At 62.9% G+C, this 17166-nt stretch carries 27 protein-coding genes; 1 reads left to right on the forward strand and 26 read right to left on the reverse strand.

Features of this window, described 5'->3' with window-relative positions; all coding sequences use genetic code 11:
• Positions 1 to 9 precede the first annotated feature (9 nt).
• A complete protein-coding gene (locus FWJ47_RS09030; protein ID WP_147107124.1) occupies positions 10 to 261 on the forward strand; it encodes a hypothetical protein in 252 nt (83 codons plus the stop codon).
• A 297-nt stretch (positions 262 to 558) separates the two neighbouring features.
• Here the strand turns inward: FWJ47_RS09030 and FWJ47_RS09035 are convergent, their stop codons facing one another.
• The 26 genes from FWJ47_RS09035 to FWJ47_RS09155 form a co-directional block, all read right to left on the reverse strand.
• Positions 559 to 1149, reverse strand: a complete 591-nt coding sequence (locus tag FWJ47_RS09035; RefSeq protein WP_147107127.1) for a hypothetical protein — start codon at positions 1147 to 1149, stop codon at positions 559 to 561.
• A gap of 119 nt (positions 1150 to 1268) precedes the next feature.
• A complete protein-coding gene (locus tag FWJ47_RS09040) occupies positions 1269 to 1793 on the reverse strand; it encodes a phage tail tube protein (protein ID WP_147107129.1) in 525 nt (174 codons plus the stop codon).
• Complete coding sequence (locus FWJ47_RS09045; protein ID WP_147107132.1) at positions 1774 to 1992, reverse strand: hypothetical protein; 219 nt, start codon at positions 1990 to 1992, stop codon at positions 1774 to 1776. The genes FWJ47_RS09040 and FWJ47_RS09045 overlap by 20 nt, the downstream gene beginning before the upstream one ends.
• Positions 1993 to 2003: 11 nt before the next feature.
• Positions 2004 to 2417 carry a hypothetical protein gene (locus tag FWJ47_RS09050; RefSeq protein WP_147107136.1) on the reverse strand — a complete coding sequence of 138 codons (414 nt, stop codon included), beginning with the start codon at positions 2415 to 2417 and terminating at the stop codon, positions 2004 to 2006.
• A complete protein-coding gene (locus FWJ47_RS09055; RefSeq protein ID WP_147107138.1) occupies positions 2414 to 2809 on the reverse strand; it encodes a hypothetical protein in 396 nt (131 codons plus the stop codon). Before FWJ47_RS09055 ends, FWJ47_RS09050 begins: the two co-directional genes overlap by 4 nt.
• On the reverse strand, positions 2809 to 3207 hold the full coding sequence (locus FWJ47_RS09060; protein WP_147107141.1) for a DUF6093 family protein: 399 nt from the start codon (positions 3205 to 3207) through the stop codon (positions 2809 to 2811). Before FWJ47_RS09060 ends, FWJ47_RS09055 begins: the two co-directional genes overlap by 1 nt.
• On the reverse strand, positions 3207 to 3803 hold the full coding sequence (locus FWJ47_RS12080; protein WP_170228538.1) for a hypothetical protein: 597 nt from the start codon (positions 3801 to 3803) through the stop codon (positions 3207 to 3209). The genes FWJ47_RS09060 and FWJ47_RS12080 overlap by 1 nt, the downstream gene beginning before the upstream one ends.
• Before the next feature lie 182 nt (positions 3804 to 3985).
• A complete protein-coding gene (locus tag FWJ47_RS09065; protein ID WP_147107144.1) occupies positions 3986 to 4903 on the reverse strand; it encodes a phage major capsid protein in 918 nt (305 codons plus the stop codon).
• A gap of 22 nt (positions 4904 to 4925) precedes the next feature.
• Positions 4926 to 5549, reverse strand: coding sequence for a phage scaffolding protein (locus tag FWJ47_RS09070; protein WP_211358991.1), 624 nt, complete (start codon positions 5547 to 5549; stop codon positions 4926 to 4928).
• A 24-nt stretch (positions 5550 to 5573) separates the two neighbouring features.
• Positions 5574 to 6638 (reverse strand): VG15 protein, encoded by a 1065-nt coding sequence (locus FWJ47_RS09075; protein ID WP_147107147.1) that lies wholly within the window; start codon positions 6636 to 6638, stop codon positions 5574 to 5576.
• Positions 6616 to 8064 carry a phage portal protein gene (locus FWJ47_RS09080; protein ID WP_147107149.1) on the reverse strand — a complete coding sequence of 483 codons (1449 nt, stop codon included), beginning with the start codon at positions 8062 to 8064 and terminating at the stop codon, positions 6616 to 6618. The genes FWJ47_RS09075 and FWJ47_RS09080 overlap by 23 nt, the downstream gene beginning before the upstream one ends.
• A gap of 14 nt (positions 8065 to 8078) precedes the next feature.
• A complete protein-coding gene (locus FWJ47_RS09085; RefSeq protein ID WP_147107152.1) occupies positions 8079 to 9731 on the reverse strand; it encodes a hypothetical protein in 1653 nt (550 codons plus the stop codon).
• The gene (locus FWJ47_RS09090; protein ID WP_147107157.1) at positions 9728 to 10114 is read right to left on the reverse strand and encodes a hypothetical protein; all 387 of its coding nucleotides are present in this window, start codon (positions 10112 to 10114) and stop codon (positions 9728 to 9730) included. The genes FWJ47_RS09085 and FWJ47_RS09090 overlap by 4 nt, the downstream gene beginning before the upstream one ends.
• A 923-nt stretch (positions 10115 to 11037) precedes the next feature.
• Positions 11038 to 11655 (reverse strand): hypothetical protein, encoded by a 618-nt coding sequence (locus FWJ47_RS09100; RefSeq protein WP_147107163.1) that lies wholly within the window; start codon positions 11653 to 11655, stop codon positions 11038 to 11040.
• Positions 11656 to 11736: 81 nt separating this feature from the next.
• Positions 11737 to 11958 carry a hypothetical protein gene (locus FWJ47_RS09105; protein WP_147107166.1) on the reverse strand — a complete coding sequence of 74 codons (222 nt, stop codon included), beginning with the start codon at positions 11956 to 11958 and terminating at the stop codon, positions 11737 to 11739.
• Between the two features lie 250 nt (positions 11959 to 12208).
• Positions 12209 to 12568, reverse strand: coding sequence for a VRR-NUC domain-containing protein (locus FWJ47_RS09110; RefSeq protein ID WP_147107170.1), 360 nt, complete (start codon positions 12566 to 12568; stop codon positions 12209 to 12211).
• Positions 12555 to 12896, reverse strand: a complete 342-nt coding sequence (locus FWJ47_RS09115; protein WP_147107173.1) for a hypothetical protein — start codon at positions 12894 to 12896, stop codon at positions 12555 to 12557. The genes FWJ47_RS09110 and FWJ47_RS09115 overlap by 14 nt, the downstream gene beginning before the upstream one ends.
• The gene (locus FWJ47_RS09120; protein ID WP_147107176.1) at positions 12889 to 13164 is read right to left on the reverse strand and encodes a hypothetical protein; all 276 of its coding nucleotides are present in this window, start codon (positions 13162 to 13164) and stop codon (positions 12889 to 12891) included. The genes FWJ47_RS09115 and FWJ47_RS09120 overlap by 8 nt, the downstream gene beginning before the upstream one ends.
• Complete coding sequence (locus FWJ47_RS09125; protein WP_147107179.1) at positions 13157 to 13423, reverse strand: hypothetical protein; 267 nt, start codon at positions 13421 to 13423, stop codon at positions 13157 to 13159. The genes FWJ47_RS09120 and FWJ47_RS09125 overlap by 8 nt, the downstream gene beginning before the upstream one ends.
• 109 nt (positions 13424 to 13532) lie before the next feature.
• Positions 13533 to 13937, reverse strand: a complete 405-nt coding sequence (locus FWJ47_RS09130) for a hypothetical protein (RefSeq protein ID WP_147107182.1) — start codon at positions 13935 to 13937, stop codon at positions 13533 to 13535.
• Entirely contained in the window at positions 13934 to 14815 is an 882-nt protein-coding gene (locus FWJ47_RS09135; RefSeq protein ID WP_147107186.1) for a hypothetical protein, read from the reverse strand. Before FWJ47_RS09135 ends, FWJ47_RS09130 begins: the two co-directional genes overlap by 4 nt.
• 73 nt (positions 14816 to 14888) lie before the next feature.
• Positions 14889 to 15530 carry a class I SAM-dependent methyltransferase gene (locus FWJ47_RS09140; protein WP_147107188.1) on the reverse strand — a complete coding sequence of 214 codons (642 nt, stop codon included), beginning with the start codon at positions 15528 to 15530 and terminating at the stop codon, positions 14889 to 14891.
• A gap of 8 nt (positions 15531 to 15538) precedes the next feature.
• The gene (locus FWJ47_RS09145; protein WP_147107191.1) at positions 15539 to 16042 is read right to left on the reverse strand and encodes a single-stranded DNA-binding protein; all 504 of its coding nucleotides are present in this window, start codon (positions 16040 to 16042) and stop codon (positions 15539 to 15541) included.
• Between the two features lie 2 nt (positions 16043 to 16044).
• On the reverse strand, positions 16045 to 16326 hold the full coding sequence (locus FWJ47_RS12285; protein WP_246126240.1) for a glutaredoxin domain-containing protein: 282 nt from the start codon (positions 16324 to 16326) through the stop codon (positions 16045 to 16047).
• Positions 16327 to 16474: 148 nt separating this feature from the next.
• The gene (locus FWJ47_RS12350) at positions 16475 to 16597 is read right to left on the reverse strand and encodes a hypothetical protein (RefSeq protein ID WP_281289239.1); all 123 of its coding nucleotides are present in this window, start codon (positions 16595 to 16597) and stop codon (positions 16475 to 16477) included.
• The gene (locus FWJ47_RS09155; RefSeq protein WP_170228539.1) at positions 16594 to 17121 is read right to left on the reverse strand and encodes a hypothetical protein; all 528 of its coding nucleotides are present in this window, start codon (positions 17119 to 17121) and stop codon (positions 16594 to 16596) included. The genes FWJ47_RS12350 and FWJ47_RS09155 overlap by 4 nt, the downstream gene beginning before the upstream one ends.
• Positions 17122 to 17166: the final 45 nt, after the last annotated feature.

Raw genomic sequence — 17166 nt, forward strand, 5'->3', positions numbered from 1 at the left:
ACTGGCGCGATGATCAAAATCGGTCAGATTGTGATGTGGGCAGGGCTGGCGGTTGCTGCGCTTGGGTTCCTGGTCTTCGCGGGGAACCAGGTGTACGTCTATGCGACCGCCCCCGCCGGATGGTTTGACCGTTACACCTTCGGGAATTGGGTGTTCTACATCGTTGCCCCGTTCGTGATGGCGGTGCCCGGCCTGATCATTGCCCTCATCGGCTGGACACTGCGCCTAATGGGCCGCGTAGACCAGCGAGTCACTTCTTGATTCCCTCTGGATCAAGGACCGGGAACACCTTCTGTCCAGGCTGAGGCTTCTGCTGGTCGTCCCGATGGCGGTCAGTAGCCGCACAGGCATGGCAAGTCGTTGACTTCGCTTCATACCAGCCGTCGTTGTCGTCGTCATGAGCAAGGATGAGCGGCTGACCGCAGGCGCAGAGCCCTTCGCGGTAGATGGTCAGTGCCAGGGTCAGAATCTGGTCTTTGGTCTGCCACTCACCGTCGATCCCACCCAGCCACGTTGAGGGCGGCTTGCTGTACTTCTCGGCGGTCTCGAGGACCTGAATCAGTCGCCGGTATCGCCGCTGTTGGTGCCAGAGGACTTGCGTAAAAAATCGACGCTCGGCTCCTTCACGCCACTGTCAGCCTTCTTGTAGGCGGCGACGATCTTGCCGAATTCACCGGGGCTGATGGCTTGCTCGAGGCGCTTGACCTCTTCGGGTGACCAGTCAACGTCCTTGCGCTGATCACCAGGCTTTGCGACGGCCACCACGGAGGCTGCAACCAGGTAGTACGAGAACTCGTAGCCTGCCTGGCGCTTGTCCAGGCCCTGCTCCTCGGCAACCTTGTCTACGGCGTCGCGGACGGCGCGGTTCTTCTGCGCAGTGATGGCCGAGCAGTAGACGGTCAGCGCGGAGTCGGCCACCTCTTCGGCCAAGCGCTCGTACTCTTCGCGCAGCTCAGTCAGCTTGCGGGCGCCGGACATCGACTGGCCGGACTTTGCCTGCTCCGCCTCGTCCTCAATCTGCTCACGAAGCTCTGTGAGGCGGGCGATCAGGTGGCCCTTCTTGAAGACACGGCAGGACTCTTCGGGCAGGTGTGCGTCCTGCAGCCAGTCGTCAAGATTGAAGGTCTTCGGGTCCATAGTTTCGGTCACAGCAAGCCTTTCGCCTATGCGCAGAAAAGCCCCGCCCTGACGACTCTTGCAGTCATCGAGAGCGGGGCCTCCTGTCCTTAAGTGGGAGATGTATTCAGTTGTCAGTGCGCGCGGTGGGCTCAGTCTCCCGAGCCAGAGGCGCCGACTGTGATGTAGTCGTGGACCTGCTGAGGGAGCATCACGCAGCGGATCTTGATGTCGTCCTCGGTGTCTCCCTGCTGGGGTACGTCGGTGGTGAACTCACCGCCCATGTAGATCTCATCGCCCTCTTCCCACTCGTCGTCGCTCCACTTGTCGGTACGACGTGCGTAGGCCCAGACGGTGTTGTGAGATTCCAGGAGGATCTGGGCGGTCTTGTCGTCGCCGTCCTTCTCGAAGCCGCCCTCGGCGCTGAAGCCGCGATAGATGGTCATCTCGGCCACGTGCTGCTTGTAGGTCGGAGTCTGCGCGTTGCCGGTCTGGGTGAGCTTCTTCGTGTCGGCGGTTGTGGATGCCTGCGCAGTGAAGTTGAAGTCACTGTGGAAGATATCTCCCGAGGCGTCATGCCCCTCGTTGAGCTCAGAGGCAGTCGGGGCCCCGGGATTGCTCGGCTTCTCAGTGAGCAGGGTGATCTTGGTTCGGCCATCAGCCAGCATTCGAGCCATCGGGCTCCTCCTTTGTCGTGGGTTCCGCCTTTGGCTCGGCGGGGGTGCTCTTTGCGAATTGTCCGTTGCCCTTGCGGCGCTTCTTGGTGCCCTTGCGGCGTGATGGTGGGAGTTTGAATCCCAGGTTTAGGTCAAGCCATCTTTCGGGGATCGCCTGCTTCTGGCCCTTGGAGTTGATGGCTGTGATCTTGTGGCCCATTGATGGCCTCCTTATGCTCTCTGTGCGATCAGTGGGGTCTCATCAATGGCAAAGAGGGGGTTAAGGCCGCCCTGCAGGGTCACCTCGGCGTCGCGTTGCAAGGGCATGAGGGACCGCGGCTTGAGACGTTCGATGTAGTAGCCGTCGATCTGCGGCTGCGCACCCTCGAGCGCCTCTCGCACGCGGGTCACGATCCAGAAGAGTGAGCTGCCCGATGTTGCCGCGTAGGTCAGACGGATGGTGGCCTGGAATCTCGAGGGCTGGTCAGCCAGATTCTCGCTCTGATCGTTCGGCAGGGTTCCCCATACGGTGACGTGCGGATAGTCGGTCAGCACTGGCGGCGTCGAGAGCCGCGACTGCCCCTCGTGGACCGTGATGTTCGAGGGGATGAGCTCTGCGACCACCGCGAAGATGTTCTCGGTCATAGCTGCCCTATCTGCTGCTCGATCCACTGCACAGCGGTGTCTGCCTCGCGCTCCAAGATGGGGTCCGGTTCAGCGACCGTGGCACCGCCTGGCCGGGACGAGCCGAAGGTGGCGATGCCGGCCAGTGCGGCGGATGGGTCCTTGGCCGCGTTGGGCCCGACTTCGACACTGAAGTTCCGTGCCCCGAAGGCGGTGGAGTCCATGAAGTCGAAGTCGATGGAGCGCGCGACCTGCCGGAATGACCGGGAGCCCTGGAATAGCTCTCGCCAGGAGCGGGACATCTCTACCCCGGCCCGCCGCATGATCCGCCGGACCTCCTGCTGATTGCGGCGGGTACTCGTGTTGAGGTCGCTCACAAAGCGGTCGATCTCTTCGGTGCCATGGATGCGCATTACTGTCCTGTCGGAATCTCGACGTTCCAGCGCTGAGCCGTGCGCCATGTGCCGCGATTCAGGCTCCGCAGGCGCATTCGGTCCCCCGTGTGATACTCGGCCTGCGCGGCGCTGGTGATAACTGCCTCGTCGCCGGGCTGAACCTCGGCGTCCACCGGCAGGTGAAGGCGGGGGGCTTCAACGATGACGCGGTGACTACCTTCGCCGTAGCTCTCGGCAGTGTCTGGGGTGCTGGATACCTTGCAGGGGCCGGAGTAGACGATCGTGCCCACCGGGTAGTCGATGCCCGTCTCAGGGTCAGTGGCGAGCTCCCCGGTGTAGCGGGTGATCTCACACGTATCGACCATCAGAGTCTCTGCGGCCTGCCTGCCGCGTGCCAGAAGCCGAGTGGCGACCATCAGTAGCTCCCCGTCACGTACGCCTGCCGGCCGAAGCGCTCACGAAGCCACTGGCGGGTGCGGTCGGGAAGTTCGGTGAGGTCCACCACTTCGTCCTCGCCGCGCACGAATGACTCCTGCAGGCTGTAGTCGTCGATCGATTCCTGCCGCGAGACCAGGCCGCGGCGGGACGCGAGCCCCTCCTCAGACTGGGCCTCATTCAGGCCAGCGGCGACCAGGTTCGTCGCCAGCTTCACTACGTCTGCCGGCACCGGATCCCAGCCATGACGCCAAGTGACTTGAACATCGTCGTCAATTCGGCCCCACCCTGCGCGGCGATACAGCATCCCATTACGCAGCTTGTACTCGACCGGCTGATCATTGATGCGCACTTCATCCACCGACAGCAGTGGTCCGCCGGGAAGCTCGAAGAATCGCTCAGCGTGACCACCGAACTCCACCGTGGAGGTGATGGCGCTGATCGGCGCGCCGGCGGCACTGCGGATCCCAGCCGATACGGCGTCGATCACCGCATCCATCTGCTTCTGACTGGATGTATCGATGTTGAAGACATGGAGGTCGGCCGCCGTGACCAGCTGGGGAAGACTCTCGGCCACGACGGCCACCTCCTATGTTTCGTGCTATCCGTACTGCTCCCGAAGCTGATTGCGGGTCATGCCCTCAGCCTCTCCGGGGTCAGCACCTTGAGTGATGGCATATGCAGCCCAGTCGGACTGAGACGCATTGCCTGCGGGGGAAACCTCAGTCCCAGCGGTCATATCCGCCGAGCTGAGGCCGGTCATTCCCCCTGGGATTCACCGCCGTTACCGCCATCACTCTCGGACTCGCCCTCATCGCTGCCGCCGCCGTCGCCGCCGGGCTCGATGGAGACGGTGCCGCCGGCGAGCTGCTCTGGCCGGATGACGCGGGAGCCGTAGACGTGAAGTCCGCGGACACCATCACCGAAGGTGTTCTGCAGGCGCATGGCCTCGGTGTTGAGGATCTGCTCGGCGTAGGTGGTGGCAATGGCGTGACCGGCGATGACCCGGTAGCCGCCATTCACCTCGGGCACGCGGTTGGCCTCCATCACCTCGAAGCCGGCGGCGCGACCCACCACACCGTTGCGCAGTCCCTCCGTGGTCCCGGCTGCGTCTGCCCGAATGAAGCGGTCATCCTCGAGCAGGAGCGCGTACATCTCGGGCGGGATCACCGCGAAGCGACCCTCGGAAGGGGTGTTGGTGCGGTTCAGCCGAGTGCGCAGGCTCACCAGGTGGCTGTACGCCTGACGGGGGGTGGTGAGCTCACCAGAGGAAAGCTCGTTGGCCCCAGTGATGGCAGACGACATCTTTCCGGCCAGGTGGGAGTCAGCATCGGAGGCCAGGTTGTAGGACGCACCCCCTGCGGACTCTTCCACGAAGCCTGCAAGAGCCTGCCGGCGGTCGATGTCATCGACCTTGAAGGCGAAGTAGCGGGACTGGTCGATGACCATGGTCTGCTGAGTGGACTCGAGCAGGTCCCACTCGATGGTGCCGTTACGCTCGTACTCGCGGGTCTGAGGGGCACCGAAGGCAGTGATGTGCACGGTGTCACCGGCCTGGGCGATTTCGCCCTCGTAGTTGCGGTTGATGACGCCGGGCTGGCCGTACACCAGTCTGTCATTCAGAGCCTGCAGCAGGGCTGCGCTCCAAATCTCCGGGATGAAGTTTGCGATGGTCATAGTGCCCTCCTAAAGGCGGTCGTTATCGCCGGCCGAGGAGGTCATCGAGACGACCCTCGGCGCGCGCAGTGTTGATCTGAGCGGGTGACATCCCAGACAGATCTGACTGGGATAGCTGAGACGGTCGGGAGTCCTTGCGGCCTGCCCCGATTCCGTCGCCCTGGGACCAGCCACCTTGCGCGGCCAAATAGGGCTTCTGTGTGATGAGGTCTGCGATCGCGCTCTGGATGGCGTCACCATCCACAGCGCCGTCGTCCCCGACCTCGAAGGACGACAGGTCTAGCAGACGCAGTGCGTCTGTCGGGTCATTGAGTTTGCCTGCGGCCGCCGCGCGAACCTCGGCCTGACGGATGCGCTCGTTGGCCTTCTGGAGCGCCTCAGCCTCTGCCTCTCGCTGAGCCTGGGTCTGCTTAAACTCCTCTTCGCGGCCCTCGAGCTTGGCCTGAGCCTCTTCGAGCTGCTGCTTCAGCGTGCCGGCCTCGCCCTTGAGCTTCTTCTCAAGGTCGCGGTTGACCTTCCGCTGAGCCTCGAACTTCTCCTGCCAGTTGTCCTGCTCGCCGGTGCCGGCAGGCTCGTCCTGTGTCGGCTCATTCTGCTGCGGATCGGGTTGGTCCTGGCTGGCCGGGTTGATGTTCTCGTGGCTCATAGTTCCCCTCTCGGGACTCTCGGGTTATTGGTTGCCTTGTCGCAGACGCTCGCGCCGCTCACGCACCGAATCGCCGTACCAGCCGGACATCTGCGGCCGCAGGATGCCCTCGGAACTCTGCGTGCCGGTGATGTAGCCGTGACGCTGCAGCTGCTCTCGGATGATGCGGTCGTTGCCATTGGCTCGCCGGTAGATCTCCTCGGGCATCATGCGTGGGCCCGTGACGCCGGATCGCTCCATCTGTCGTCCCGCAAATCCGACTGGCCGTCCTCGGCGCTGTGCGGTGCCCTCTGTGGTCACCAGAGAGCCCGTGGCAGTTGAGGACATACCGCGGCGCGCGTTGACCACCTGGTAGATGTCGGCGCCGTCGCGGATTGCCTGTGCGCCAGCTTCGCCGAAGCGATGAGACTGCTCTTCGAGGCTCATCGACTCGAAGAGCTCATAGGAGTCTTGGACGGGAACTGATTCGCCGTCCACGATGGGCACGTGCTCGCACAGGCAGTTCGGGTGTCGGTCAAAGCCGTCATTGTGTCGGTAGCGACGGCCGGCAAGGATCATGCACCTCGAGCACGCATCAGCTTCTACCTGCCGCACGTAGCCGGTGACCTGCTGCTCGGTCGCCGCCTGAACGCCATCTGCCTGCCGGCCAGCGTCCGCTACGGCTGAGCCGCCCATGGTGACCAGCGAATCCAGCCCGCCGGCCATCGCTTGATCCGACGGGTAGCCCTGCTTGAGCAAATCCATCGTGCGATAGGCCGGGTGCTCCAGGGCGCCAGGCAAGTGCATCGGTGGCGTGCTGTCCAGGCCATAGGTGAAGCCAGCAAAGCCGGCCGCACTCAGTGGTGGGCCACTGGGCTCTAGGCCGAACTCCCCCAGCGCGGCACCGATGTACTGCTGTGAATCACGGGCCGCCATGTACTGCATCCCCGACAGCGCCTCATCGGCCACCGGAATCTGCTCGTTCCACGACCGGAAAACATCCGCCGGATCTACATGCCGTGTCCAGAGCTGGGTGAGATACCGGCCGGCAGTCAGACTGAGCAGGCTGCGTGCTTCGAGGTGGCGGTCAGCTACCTGCTGCAGGCTCATCAGGAAGGCCCTGCCTCATCGCGTTCGTCGCAGCCACCAGCGGATCGCTGATCTGCTCCTCTTCACGCATCTGCATGATGCGCTCCACCTCGTGAGGAGAGTGCCCATCCTCCTCGAGCAGGTAGCGCAGCGGATAGCCCATCTGCTTCTTCTTGAGCAGGGCATCCGAGCGCTGAGCCTCAGAGCGGATCTCCTTGTCCGCCCAGACGGCATGGTGTCCGCTGATCTGGCGTGCGAGCTCGTGCTCGCCGCGGACTCGGGCGAAGAGGCGGAAGATCTCAGCCACGTCGCCGGAGGCGTACATCTGGAACTCGTCAGCCTTCTTGACCAGCGGCGTCTCCGTGGCCTTAAGTGTCTCGCCGTTGAGGTTCGACATGCCCTTGTTGGCCACGAAGTAGTGCGCCGGCGTCCTAGTCTGAGCGGCGATGTGGTTGATGTTGATGTCGATGACATCGGTGAAGACATCGAGCCTGGCCGCGTCCCACTGGCCGATCTTGGCATTCTGGCCGGTCAGCCAGAGGATGCGGCCCTGGCGAAGCTCTTTGAGATCAACGGGCTTCTCTCCTATCTTCTGGCCGTTTCCGTCCAGGACTGGAGTCTTAGGGTGCTCCTGGCCCATGACTACGCGGGCCTGAAAGCTGGCATGGTCGGCCGCGGCGAAGAGGTAAGCCCAGAGCAGGTTGATTGCATCCTGCATAGAGCGGGTCCCGGCGATGTCGCTGATCGGATCATGACGCAGGCGAGGGCGATTCTTGACCTCGACCACCGGCACAGCACGCATGGGGTGGCGCAAGGGCCACGAGTCATCGTTGCCCTGCTCAGGATCCCAGCCATCAGATGCCGCCGTAGAGGTGCCGGGGACAATCAGCCCGGACTGTGATCCCCGGTTGGCCGCAAAGTGCGCCGGCCGCGAGAACTTGTAGACCGCCTGGTCGTCGTAGAGGTAGGCGAACTCCTTGGTGTCGTCCATCCATGTCTTGAGCGCGAACCGGCGGGTACGCATATCAACCGGGTCATACTCGACATAGACGTTCTGGGGAGGCTCCCACTGTGCGACCGGATCACCATCACCGTTGCGCCAGACGATCACCGCCGAGCGCGTTGCCGCGATGGTCTGCAGGAAGCCCTGGGATGACTGCGCTTCCATCTCATTGCGCAGCCAGTCATCCCACAGGTGTTCCGACCCATCCGTACGCAGACCGTTGACCTTCAGTCGCTCATTGAGCGCATCCACCACAACGGCGCACCAGTTGTCCGCGAAGCCCTTGTATCGCTCGCCGTTGTACTCGCGCCACTCCTGGGAGGCGAAGCGCAGAGGGTGGCGACCCTCGTAGTAGGCGTCGAGCTCATCGAGCTGCGGGCGCCGTTTGGTCAGGGCGTCGTAGAGATTCTTCACCTTGGCGTCGGCCTCGCGCGCTTCAAGCATCAGGCCCCCTCGGGTCAAGCGAAATATGCGTACTCGGTGACTTGCTCCGGCCAGCCCGCAGCACGTGCGTCTGCAGCCGCCTCATGGGCGAGCACTGCGGTCATGCCGATGTCGATCTTCTGTCTCTGCGACGGCTTGCCGAGGATGTAGCGATCCCCCGGCTTGGCTAGCATCTTGGCGTTGCGCAGGTGCACTCGCGTCTGTTGGCAGTCATCCATGCTGATGTCGTCGTTGCGGATGTCGGCCTTGAACCGAGTGAGCGCGCCATACATACGCATGATCTGGTTCGTCGGCCACGGGATGAATTTGTCCGGGCCGTGCTCCTGGTCCCACGCCTCGATGTCAGACTCCCAGGACCGCTCGTCATGGAAGCCGGGATCGCAGTAGACGCGCACGATGTCGTAGCGACGTGCAATCTCGTCCCACGCAGCTTCAACCTCGCCGCGGGGGATCTTTCCGCCCCACTCTGAGGGATTCCAGTACGCAGGACGAGAATCTGGGCCATAGAGCGGAGTGAAGAGCAGGCCCTCGCGCGTCTCGAGCTTGATCGCAGTCCAGTCGTCGTGCTCTGAACCGTCGAATCCGCCGGCAACTGATACACCATCAGGGGGCAGTGGACTCGCGGACTCCGGTATGACCTCGGGGTCAAGCCATGTGCCGGCGCCGTAGACGATGCGGTTTCCGAAGAAGCGCTCGGCCTGGGACGGATCCTGCTCGAGAAGCTCTGAGGCCTCAGCTTCGATGTCATCCAGGTTTACCCAGGGTGAGCCGTCATAGACGTGGCGGTGGATCTTCCGGCGCTCACGCTTATTGCGGTACGACAACTCGTTCGGCGGGTATCGGTAGAAGCGGAAGATGTCCTGTGCGTTCGACTCGTAGGTCTGCTGTGCGGTCGAGTTGTCGGCCGGATCCCAAGCGTTTGTGGTCTCCATCGCACGGCCACCCATGCCGGCAAGGCCGCGGCGCTGTGTCTGCGCGACCTTCACCAGCTTGTTCGAGGCGGTGTAGGTGCCGGACTCATCCTGCAGGGCGAACGAGATCGGGTTTCCGAGTCGGGACTGCGCCGAGGACGAGACGACTTCGATCTTGTCGTAGTCATCCCCGCCGGCGCCGCCAAGAATGCGGATGAACCCCTCGCGCACCTTCATGAGCTCACCCAGATCGCCGAGCTTCACCATCGCCTTGAGGGGTCCATAGACGTTATCCGCCTGGTCCTCGGAGGAGGCGAGCAGCTGAATCAGCGGTGACGGCTGGCGCATACCCATTGGCTCGCCGGCCTCATACGGGAAGGTCCATCCACACGGACAGCCATTGTCTTCGCATGAGTACTCGTCGCCATCCTCAGCCCAGCCGGCAAAGAGGGTGGGCCCCACGCCTTCTGCAGCGACCACGGCTGCAGAGAGCGGACCTTTACCCGTCTTCTGTGGTGCGACAATCTGTGTGCGGCGGTAGACGAATGCCTGGGAGCGAAGGGGCTTGTCCTCGTTCCACTTCGCATCCGGGCGCACGCGGTAGTGATTCGCCACGCACCAGAACTGCCAGTCAGAGAGCTTGAACGGCTTTCCGCGGTCGAAGCCATCTGGAACGCGGCAATGACGGTCTATCCAGGCGTCGAGCAGGTCTCCCAGAGTAGGAAAGTCAACGACGCCGACATCGGCCGACCTCATTCCCCAACGGCGCGCAGGCGGCGCTCGCGCTTGACGGGCTCAGCCTTCTTCTTCGGCGTGGATCGCTGCGCAGCAACCTCGTCACGCACGATCTGCCAGCCATTCTCCTTGAGCCCGGCCGGCGTCAGGCCGATCTGGTCACCGAAGCGGTGCAGAGCAGTCTTGTCAGCCGCCTTGGCTTCCGGGCCAGACGCAGTAAGGAAGGTGCGCACCCACATGGCCACCAGGTTCCAGCGCCACGGTTCGCGCTCCCATGCCACAGCCTGCGGATAGGTCCATACCTGCTCCCAGAGAGCGAGCTCAGACCCCTTGCGCTGCATGGACGCCTCGTGGTCGTAGCGCTTCACGGGTTTGCCGGAATCAGTGACGTCATCGATGTACACCTGGGGGTCACCCAATGGGAATTCGATGGGCGGCTCACCCTCGCGCCCCTCATTCGGGAGCTGATCGAGAGTCAGGCCTCGGCTGTCAGAGCGCCCAGAGTTGATATCTGCCTGCGGCCCAGAGCGATTGCGAGCTCCACCAGATGCCATGATCAATTCACCCTTTCGGTGCTGATCGACTGCCTATACAGGCTATGTTCATGAATGTTTTGAACCCTTCGCGGGGTCCAGATCCCTCCCCAGCGGTACAGCTCACTTCCCTCGAAAGGGGGTACCCCCCACCTGACCTGCGCCTTTATGTTGGAGGGAAGAGCAAGCGCGACCAGTCCCCACTTCGCAGCACTCAGCCAGACAGCAGAGTGTTTATGTTCAACCTTTATTCAATGAACACAATCAGAGCGACAAGCAAGACAGCCGAAGCGGATCGAACGAGCTGAAGAGTCAATGACTTCCGCCGAGCTCGTGAGTCTTAGCTGTCTTGCTGTCGTGGCAGGACTTACACAGTCCGCGTCCGTGCGCTGGGTCGTTGGGGTCAGCGCCAGCCTCCACCAACTCCCAGCGCTCGGCAGGATGATGGTCAGCGACAGTGGACCGAGCGCCGAGGCACTCCACACACACTGGGTCGCGTGCCAACACCTGATCGCGGAAGCGGTGGTGTGCCCGTGATGCGTACGGGTTCCCGTCCGGCCTGCGCCCCTTGTCACGCTCCCCCCGGCATGACGCACACTTGCCAGTCCTGTCGTGGAGGCTGGGGCAACCAGGGGTTGAGCACGCATACCGTGGCATGGTGTCGCCTCCGTGGGGGTGTGTGCGAGGTGGTCGGGGTGGAGGGGGTGCGCCCATACAAATGCCCCCGCCATGATTGGCAGGGGCTTAAAGTCTCCGGGCAGACTTCACCGGACGTGACTCCATCCTAGCAAAAATTACACCGCTGTCATTTGAATACCCGCCCCCGTGTTGAGTAGCGATTTCGGCAGTCGCTTAAGCACCCCTGCCAAGTCCTTGCCGGCCCAGTGTGCAGAGCAGTTGAGGCACTCCACGTCGTAGTCCGCTGGCAGCTTCAAGGTCCCGTCCTCTTTGAAGACGCCAGCAGTCAGGCACTCGCTGCGATGCCCATCCTCATCCAGTACCCACCGCTGTCCACACGCTGGGCACCTCTCGCGCAGTGGTCGCCGCGGTGGCCCTGGATCCACCAGCGCTTCAATCTTGTCGCAGAGGTCCAGTGCTACGTGCTCGAGGTGGTCAAGGTCTCCACCCTCTTCGGGCCACCGCTTCAGCAGGTCTGCCACCCTGCCTGCGTGAGTCCCGATCTGCTCGAGCGACTCCGAGCGCACCACGTCGGCCACCTCAGCCTGAATGCGCATGGCACCTGGGCTCACGGGGATCGCTATCTCATTGCCTGCTGAGCCGCCACGCTTCTGCTCAGTCACAGCGGCGTCGAGCTGTGCCAGCAGTCCCGGCACTGTGACGGTCTTACCTTGAGCCAATGGCCGCTCGTGGTCTCGCGTCAGCCTGTCGATAGAGTCCTGCAGCTCGCTCAATGATCCTCCTGGGGAAGTATTTGGGCACGAAAAAGACCCCCCACCGATTGGTGAGGGGTCAATTGGTTACTCGGTGAGCAGCTAGTAAAGCCAATCTTTTGATGACACTTCACCCTGGTGGATCAGCGCAGTGGCGTACTGCATATTTATCCATTTAAGGTGATTGCCGTCATTGTCTTTAAGTTCGACCCAGTGCAGGTCACTGGGGTTGGAGTGGAAGGTGTCGTTGATTCCGGACGGAATATGCCCTTCCTGGTATTCTCCATCGACTGTGAATATACTGACTTTGACTGTAGATTCCATTACGGCACCTCGGGTTGTTTTTATGAGAAGTGTTCTTCTCTTAAACCATTGTCATATAAAATTAAAGTGATGTAAACCAGTGGCTCGGGTGGGTGTGCCGGGTGTCAGCGCAACTCCTCCCCGCTCTCTAGTCGCTTAACCTGCATGTGGTTCTCGACGGCGTGCCTGAGCGCAGTGATCTCGGAGTGAAAGACGACGAAGCCGCTGTAATCCGAATGATAAGCAACCCAGCACTCCCAAGTGTGATCACTCATCGCCTCACCTCCAGTACCCGCCCGATAGCGCCTGAGTGCCAGTCCTTCGGCTCCCAGGCGTATGAGGTGATCACGTCACCATGGATTCGGGCACCAGCCTGCCGCCACACGTCGAGCCACTTCTGCTGCTCGGCCGTGGCGGTCCCGAGCCTCCCGCGAGCGTCGTAACCCTTGAGCTCGACCAGCAGGAGTCGGCCAGTGGGGTGCACGGCGATCAGATCGGGGAAGCCTCGGCGCGACTTCCTGCTGTCAGTCTCGTGGTGGAAGGTCCACCCGTGGAGGGTGAGCAGCTGCTCGACGGACTGTTGGAGGTCGCCCTCGCTCATGAGCTTGGCGCGGTAGTCAGCGGCCTTCATGGTGGTCTCCTAGTCCTGCTTGCGTGAGCCATTCCTGTGCCAGTGCGCGTTCGTCGGCGCCATAGTTGCCCCTGACTGTCTCGCTGGCCCATTCGGCGTAGTCGTCTGGCCCGATTCCTTCGTCGCGGTAAGGGCTGCCGTAGGCGTCCCAGACGCGGGAGAACAGGCCGGCACAGAGCTGGCATTGCACCCAGTCGTAGATGGCGCCGTCGTAGATGAGCGTGTCCCTGGTGTAGGTCTCACCGGGCTGGACTGCGGTGGTCTGGCAGGTAGAGCACCGGTGCGGCTTCCGGGCAGTGACGGTCTGGGAGTGGAGCAAGTCAGGCATGAGCAGACTCCTGGCGTGCGTTCAGTGTTCCGATGATGAGGTTGCAGATGTCACAGACGCAGCCTTCGGCGATGCTCACGGGATCGAAGTTGGCGTCGCCTGAGTGGCGGAGAATCTCTGCGATGGGTTCCACCAGTGCGATGAGTGTGGGCACGTCTGCTTGGGACCGACGCATCATCTCTTTGGGCACGAACCGCTCCCCGGGTGCTGGGGTTGCGAGATATGCCCGGTTCTTGATCTCGGCGAGTACGTCATGAAGCTCAGGCATCGTCTCCGCCTCCCATCGCGTCGGCGACGACCTCGGCGGTCGGGACGTAGACGCCGCTGTGGGGCTCAACTTCCAACAGCGCGGTCGAAGGCTCGAATGATTCATGGGTGACGTTGACGCGTGTCTTGACTGCGATCTCGCCAGGTTCGAGGGCCGGTTGAGTTTTGGTCATCCGCGAAATGTTGATCTCGCGGACGACTCCGCCGGCTATGTGCGTGGGCTTGATGATGAGGTAGCAGCTTGCGGTCATCTTCTTCATCGTTGCCTCTCGGTGGTGCTTACGTGGGTCAAATCGCTGCTCCCTGCCAGCTCTCCCGGCTTTGCAGGGGCACAGTGGACACTTACCGGTCCGCGCTCCTGCGAAGCTCTCAGGCGTACTGTGACGGGTCGCGGTCTTGGAGGTAGCCCTTGGCCTGGAACTTCTCGAGCACATGACGGGGCATCCGGCCGCCTTTGCGGGGTCGTGGTGCGTCGATCTGGGCGAGGTTCTGAGCTCGCTCGATCCGGCTGTTCGCCTCAGCCCTGATCCAGCCGGGACTGATGGGCGCCTTGTCTGGGTGCTTGGGGTCGTGGCGGGCGTAGTAGGCCTGGATGATGTCTGCCACCAGAGCTGATCCGAGGCCGACGATGGTGCGGGCCCAGATGTCGAACGTGGCGCGTTCTGGGGTGATCCTTCCGTCGGTGCCGGCCACGTAGCGCACCAGATCTGGGATGCGGTGATGAGCGATGGGCTCGCCGGGGTTCAGGGCGTGGTGGTCCTGTGCTGGGCTCATGGCTCGATCTCTCCCGGCAGTGACTGTGGCAGCCATGCTTCGGCGGCGCGGGCGAACTCGGCATCTTTGCGTTCGGACACCGATGGTCGCCCGGTGGTCCGTGGCGGCAGTGGCCCGTTGTCCCAGGCGTCAGCGTTGAGCCAGGTGGTGGCCAGCTTGGTGTAGGCCGGATCCCGGTTGGGGTCGTCGCGGTAGCGCTCTGCGCCGGCGATGATCTGCTCGGCGTCGGCTCGGTTGAGGGCCGCCTTGAACTTCTCCCGTGCTTTGCCCTTGTCGTCCTTGCGTGGGTAGGCATCCCAGAAGCGGTCGAAGAGCTCTGTTTCGGGTGGTCGTGGTGGATCTGGGTGGGCAAGCTCGAACCTGTCGCCGGTCTCGCTCTGGCCGTCCGCGACAGCGGCGGGCGGTTTTACCTGTTCCCCTGATCCCTGTTCCTCTGATCCCCTGATCCGGGCCGGACTGTTTCCATACTCCTCCGGACCTTTCCGGTAAGCCTCCGAATCAACGGTCTCTGAGTACTCCAATGTGCCGTCTGGCCTGGGGAAACGTCCTTTTTGGGGCTTCTGCACGTACTGGTGGTCCTTCCACCGCTCCACGTACAGCAATGGTTCACCGTCAGCCTCGTATCGTGTGACCAAATGGGCCTGGATGAGCTCGGAAACGGCTTCCGACACCCTCCGGACTGTTCCGGTAGGGTTCCGGAATTGGTCTCGGCTGAACGTCTGCATGACGATCAGCTCCATGTCATCCTTACCCACGCCGTTGTCATCCACGTAGGACTCAAGGGCCTTGAGGACCAGTCGCGCGTCCCACGACACTGAGGAAATCGTCTTGGATCGCCAGAACTCAGGTTTAGTGCTCCTGATGCGGATGGCTCCCACCTCCTTTCTTGGTCTGGGCGTGAAAAAGCCCCGCACACTGGCGGGGCTGGCGGTTGAGGGTGGTGGATCCGTATCAGAACAGTGCTTCTGCTTGCTGGGGGCTGATGGGCACTGGCTGACTGATCGCGGCGACCGCATCGTTCAGGATGGACTCCCCCACCGCGGGCGGCACCATGTTCCGGAGCACCTGCCGCTTGTTCGGGATCCGGTACTTGTCCAGGCTGATGCCATGGAGCTTCTGCAGCTCCGGGATCTGAGCCTTCCGTAGCTTCTCCGTGGCTTTGGGCACCTCACTGAGCGAGAAGTTCGACCAGTACAGGTGACGGTTGAGCTGCTTCGCCGGGATCAGCGGCTCATACCAAGGCAGAACGTTCTCGACCACCCAGGGCCCTTCTCTCTCGACTGAGAGGAGGGTTATCTCCTCATAGAGGCGGAAGTCCGGGTACTGGGGCGCGAAGCCCTTGGCTTTGACTCCCAGGTGGTAGCGCATCCTCGAGTGAGACTGGCACGGGGGTGAGGACCAGATGAAGTCGTAGTCCTGATGATGATGGAGCAGGTAGTCGTGGGCGTCGGCGACGATCACCTCATCCTGCGGGTACAGGTCCGCGTAGGCGGAGGCGATGATCGGGTCGTATTCGACGGCGGTGACCTGGTGCTCCCGCGGCCACAGTGCCCGGTTGCCGCCGACGCCGGCGTAGAGGTTGAGGATTCTCATGGCTCCCCTCAGAAAGGTGGGCCGCTGGACTGCTGGGCAGGCGTGTCCCAGCCGTCGGCCTGTGACTGGCTGCCAGCCCACGGGTCGCGAGCCTGCTGGGGCTGGGTGCCGCCGAAGTCCCCGCCCTGCTGGGTCTGCCCACCTTGCTTCTGGGAGCGGTGCACCTGGGCGGTCGCGTACTTCAACGAAGGCCCGATCTCATCGACGTCGAGCTCCCAGCTGGTCCGGTTCTCGCCCTCCTTGGTCTGGAAGGACCGGGCCTTCAGGCGGCCCTGAGCGATGACCCGCGTGCCCTTGGTGAGCGACTCCGCGGCATTCTCGGCCGCCTCACGCCACAGTGAGCAGCGGACGAAGAGAGTCTCGCCGTCCTTGAACCCATTGGCCTGGCGGTCGAAGTGCCGGGGCGTCGAGGCGATGATGAAGTTCGAGACGGCCGCACCGGAGGGGGTGAAGCGCAGCTCCGGGTCAGCGGTCAGGTTTCCGACGACGGTGATGACGGTTTCGTTGGCCATGATCAGACCTCCTTCTGTGGCTCGGTGATGAAGGTCTGCAGAAGGTCCGGCCTCAGTCCTGACCAGTGCACGTCGCTGTCAGCTTCGGCGGGGCGCACTACCACGACGGGCGCCTGGGAGTATCCGAGGGCCTTCACGGCGTCGAGGGCTTGGTCGTCCTGGCTGATGTCCACCTCTTCATATGGGACGCCGGCGCGGTCGATGACGTGCTTGGTGCGCTTGCAGGGCTGGCAGGCGGGTCGCGTATAGATGGTGACGGCGACTGGTGGTGCGGTGTTGCTCAATGCTGACTCGCTTTCGGTGTCGTGGTGCAGTCTTTTCCGGGGCAGTGGCCTGGGCAGTAGTGGCGTGAAGTGGTGCCGTCCCAGGTGTGGTGCACGATGGCGTCCACCAGTGACCGGCCGCAGGCTGCGCAGTGCTCGGGCCCGCTGGTCATGGCGTCCTCCCGGTGACCGGCACATCGTCGGTGCGCAGGTGGTCCTCAACAGCATCGAGGCAGTCGAGGATCGCCGCCCTGGTGTCCAGCAGGCCTGCTGGCAGTGGGATCGGGGTCATGCGGCCTTCACCTCGCCTGTAGTCATCAGCTGCCGCAGCCGTGCCGCCTCCGTGGTGGTGATCTCCTGCCATCCCTGCAGCGGCCGTCCCAGTTGCTCGCTGATCCAGGCGGGCAGGTTCTCCACTTCCTGGTCCGCGGCGATCTTCTGCAGGTCACCCCATGCCTCGGCACTGATCGTCTGCTCTTGGGGCTTGGTGCTGATCGGCTTCACGGTGACCATCTGTCGCTTGCCGCGGGTGACGGTCAGCGCGACCTTCAGGGGCTTGTCGATGTGCGAGATTTCGCTGATGCGGATGCCGCCGATTGCCTCGCCGGCGAACTTCACGGTCGGGTCCCGGTACAGGGTGAGTATCCGGTTCGTGTACTGCTCGCCGTCTGTGCCCCATGCTTGGGCCATGACACGACGCATGGACTTGGAGGGCTTGAAGGGGCGACCGGGGAACTCGTGCAGGTGGACATTCACTGGTTGCTCAGCGTTACCCCTGGTGACCTCGGAGATGGTCACGGTCACAGGGCCAGCCATGAAATCATCCGCGTTGAGCTGGTCGGATTTGGGTTGAAGGGTGTC

Source organism: Nesterenkonia populi (assembly GCF_007994735.1).
GTDB lineage: Bacteria > Actinomycetota > Actinomycetes > Actinomycetales > Micrococcaceae > Nesterenkonia > Nesterenkonia populi.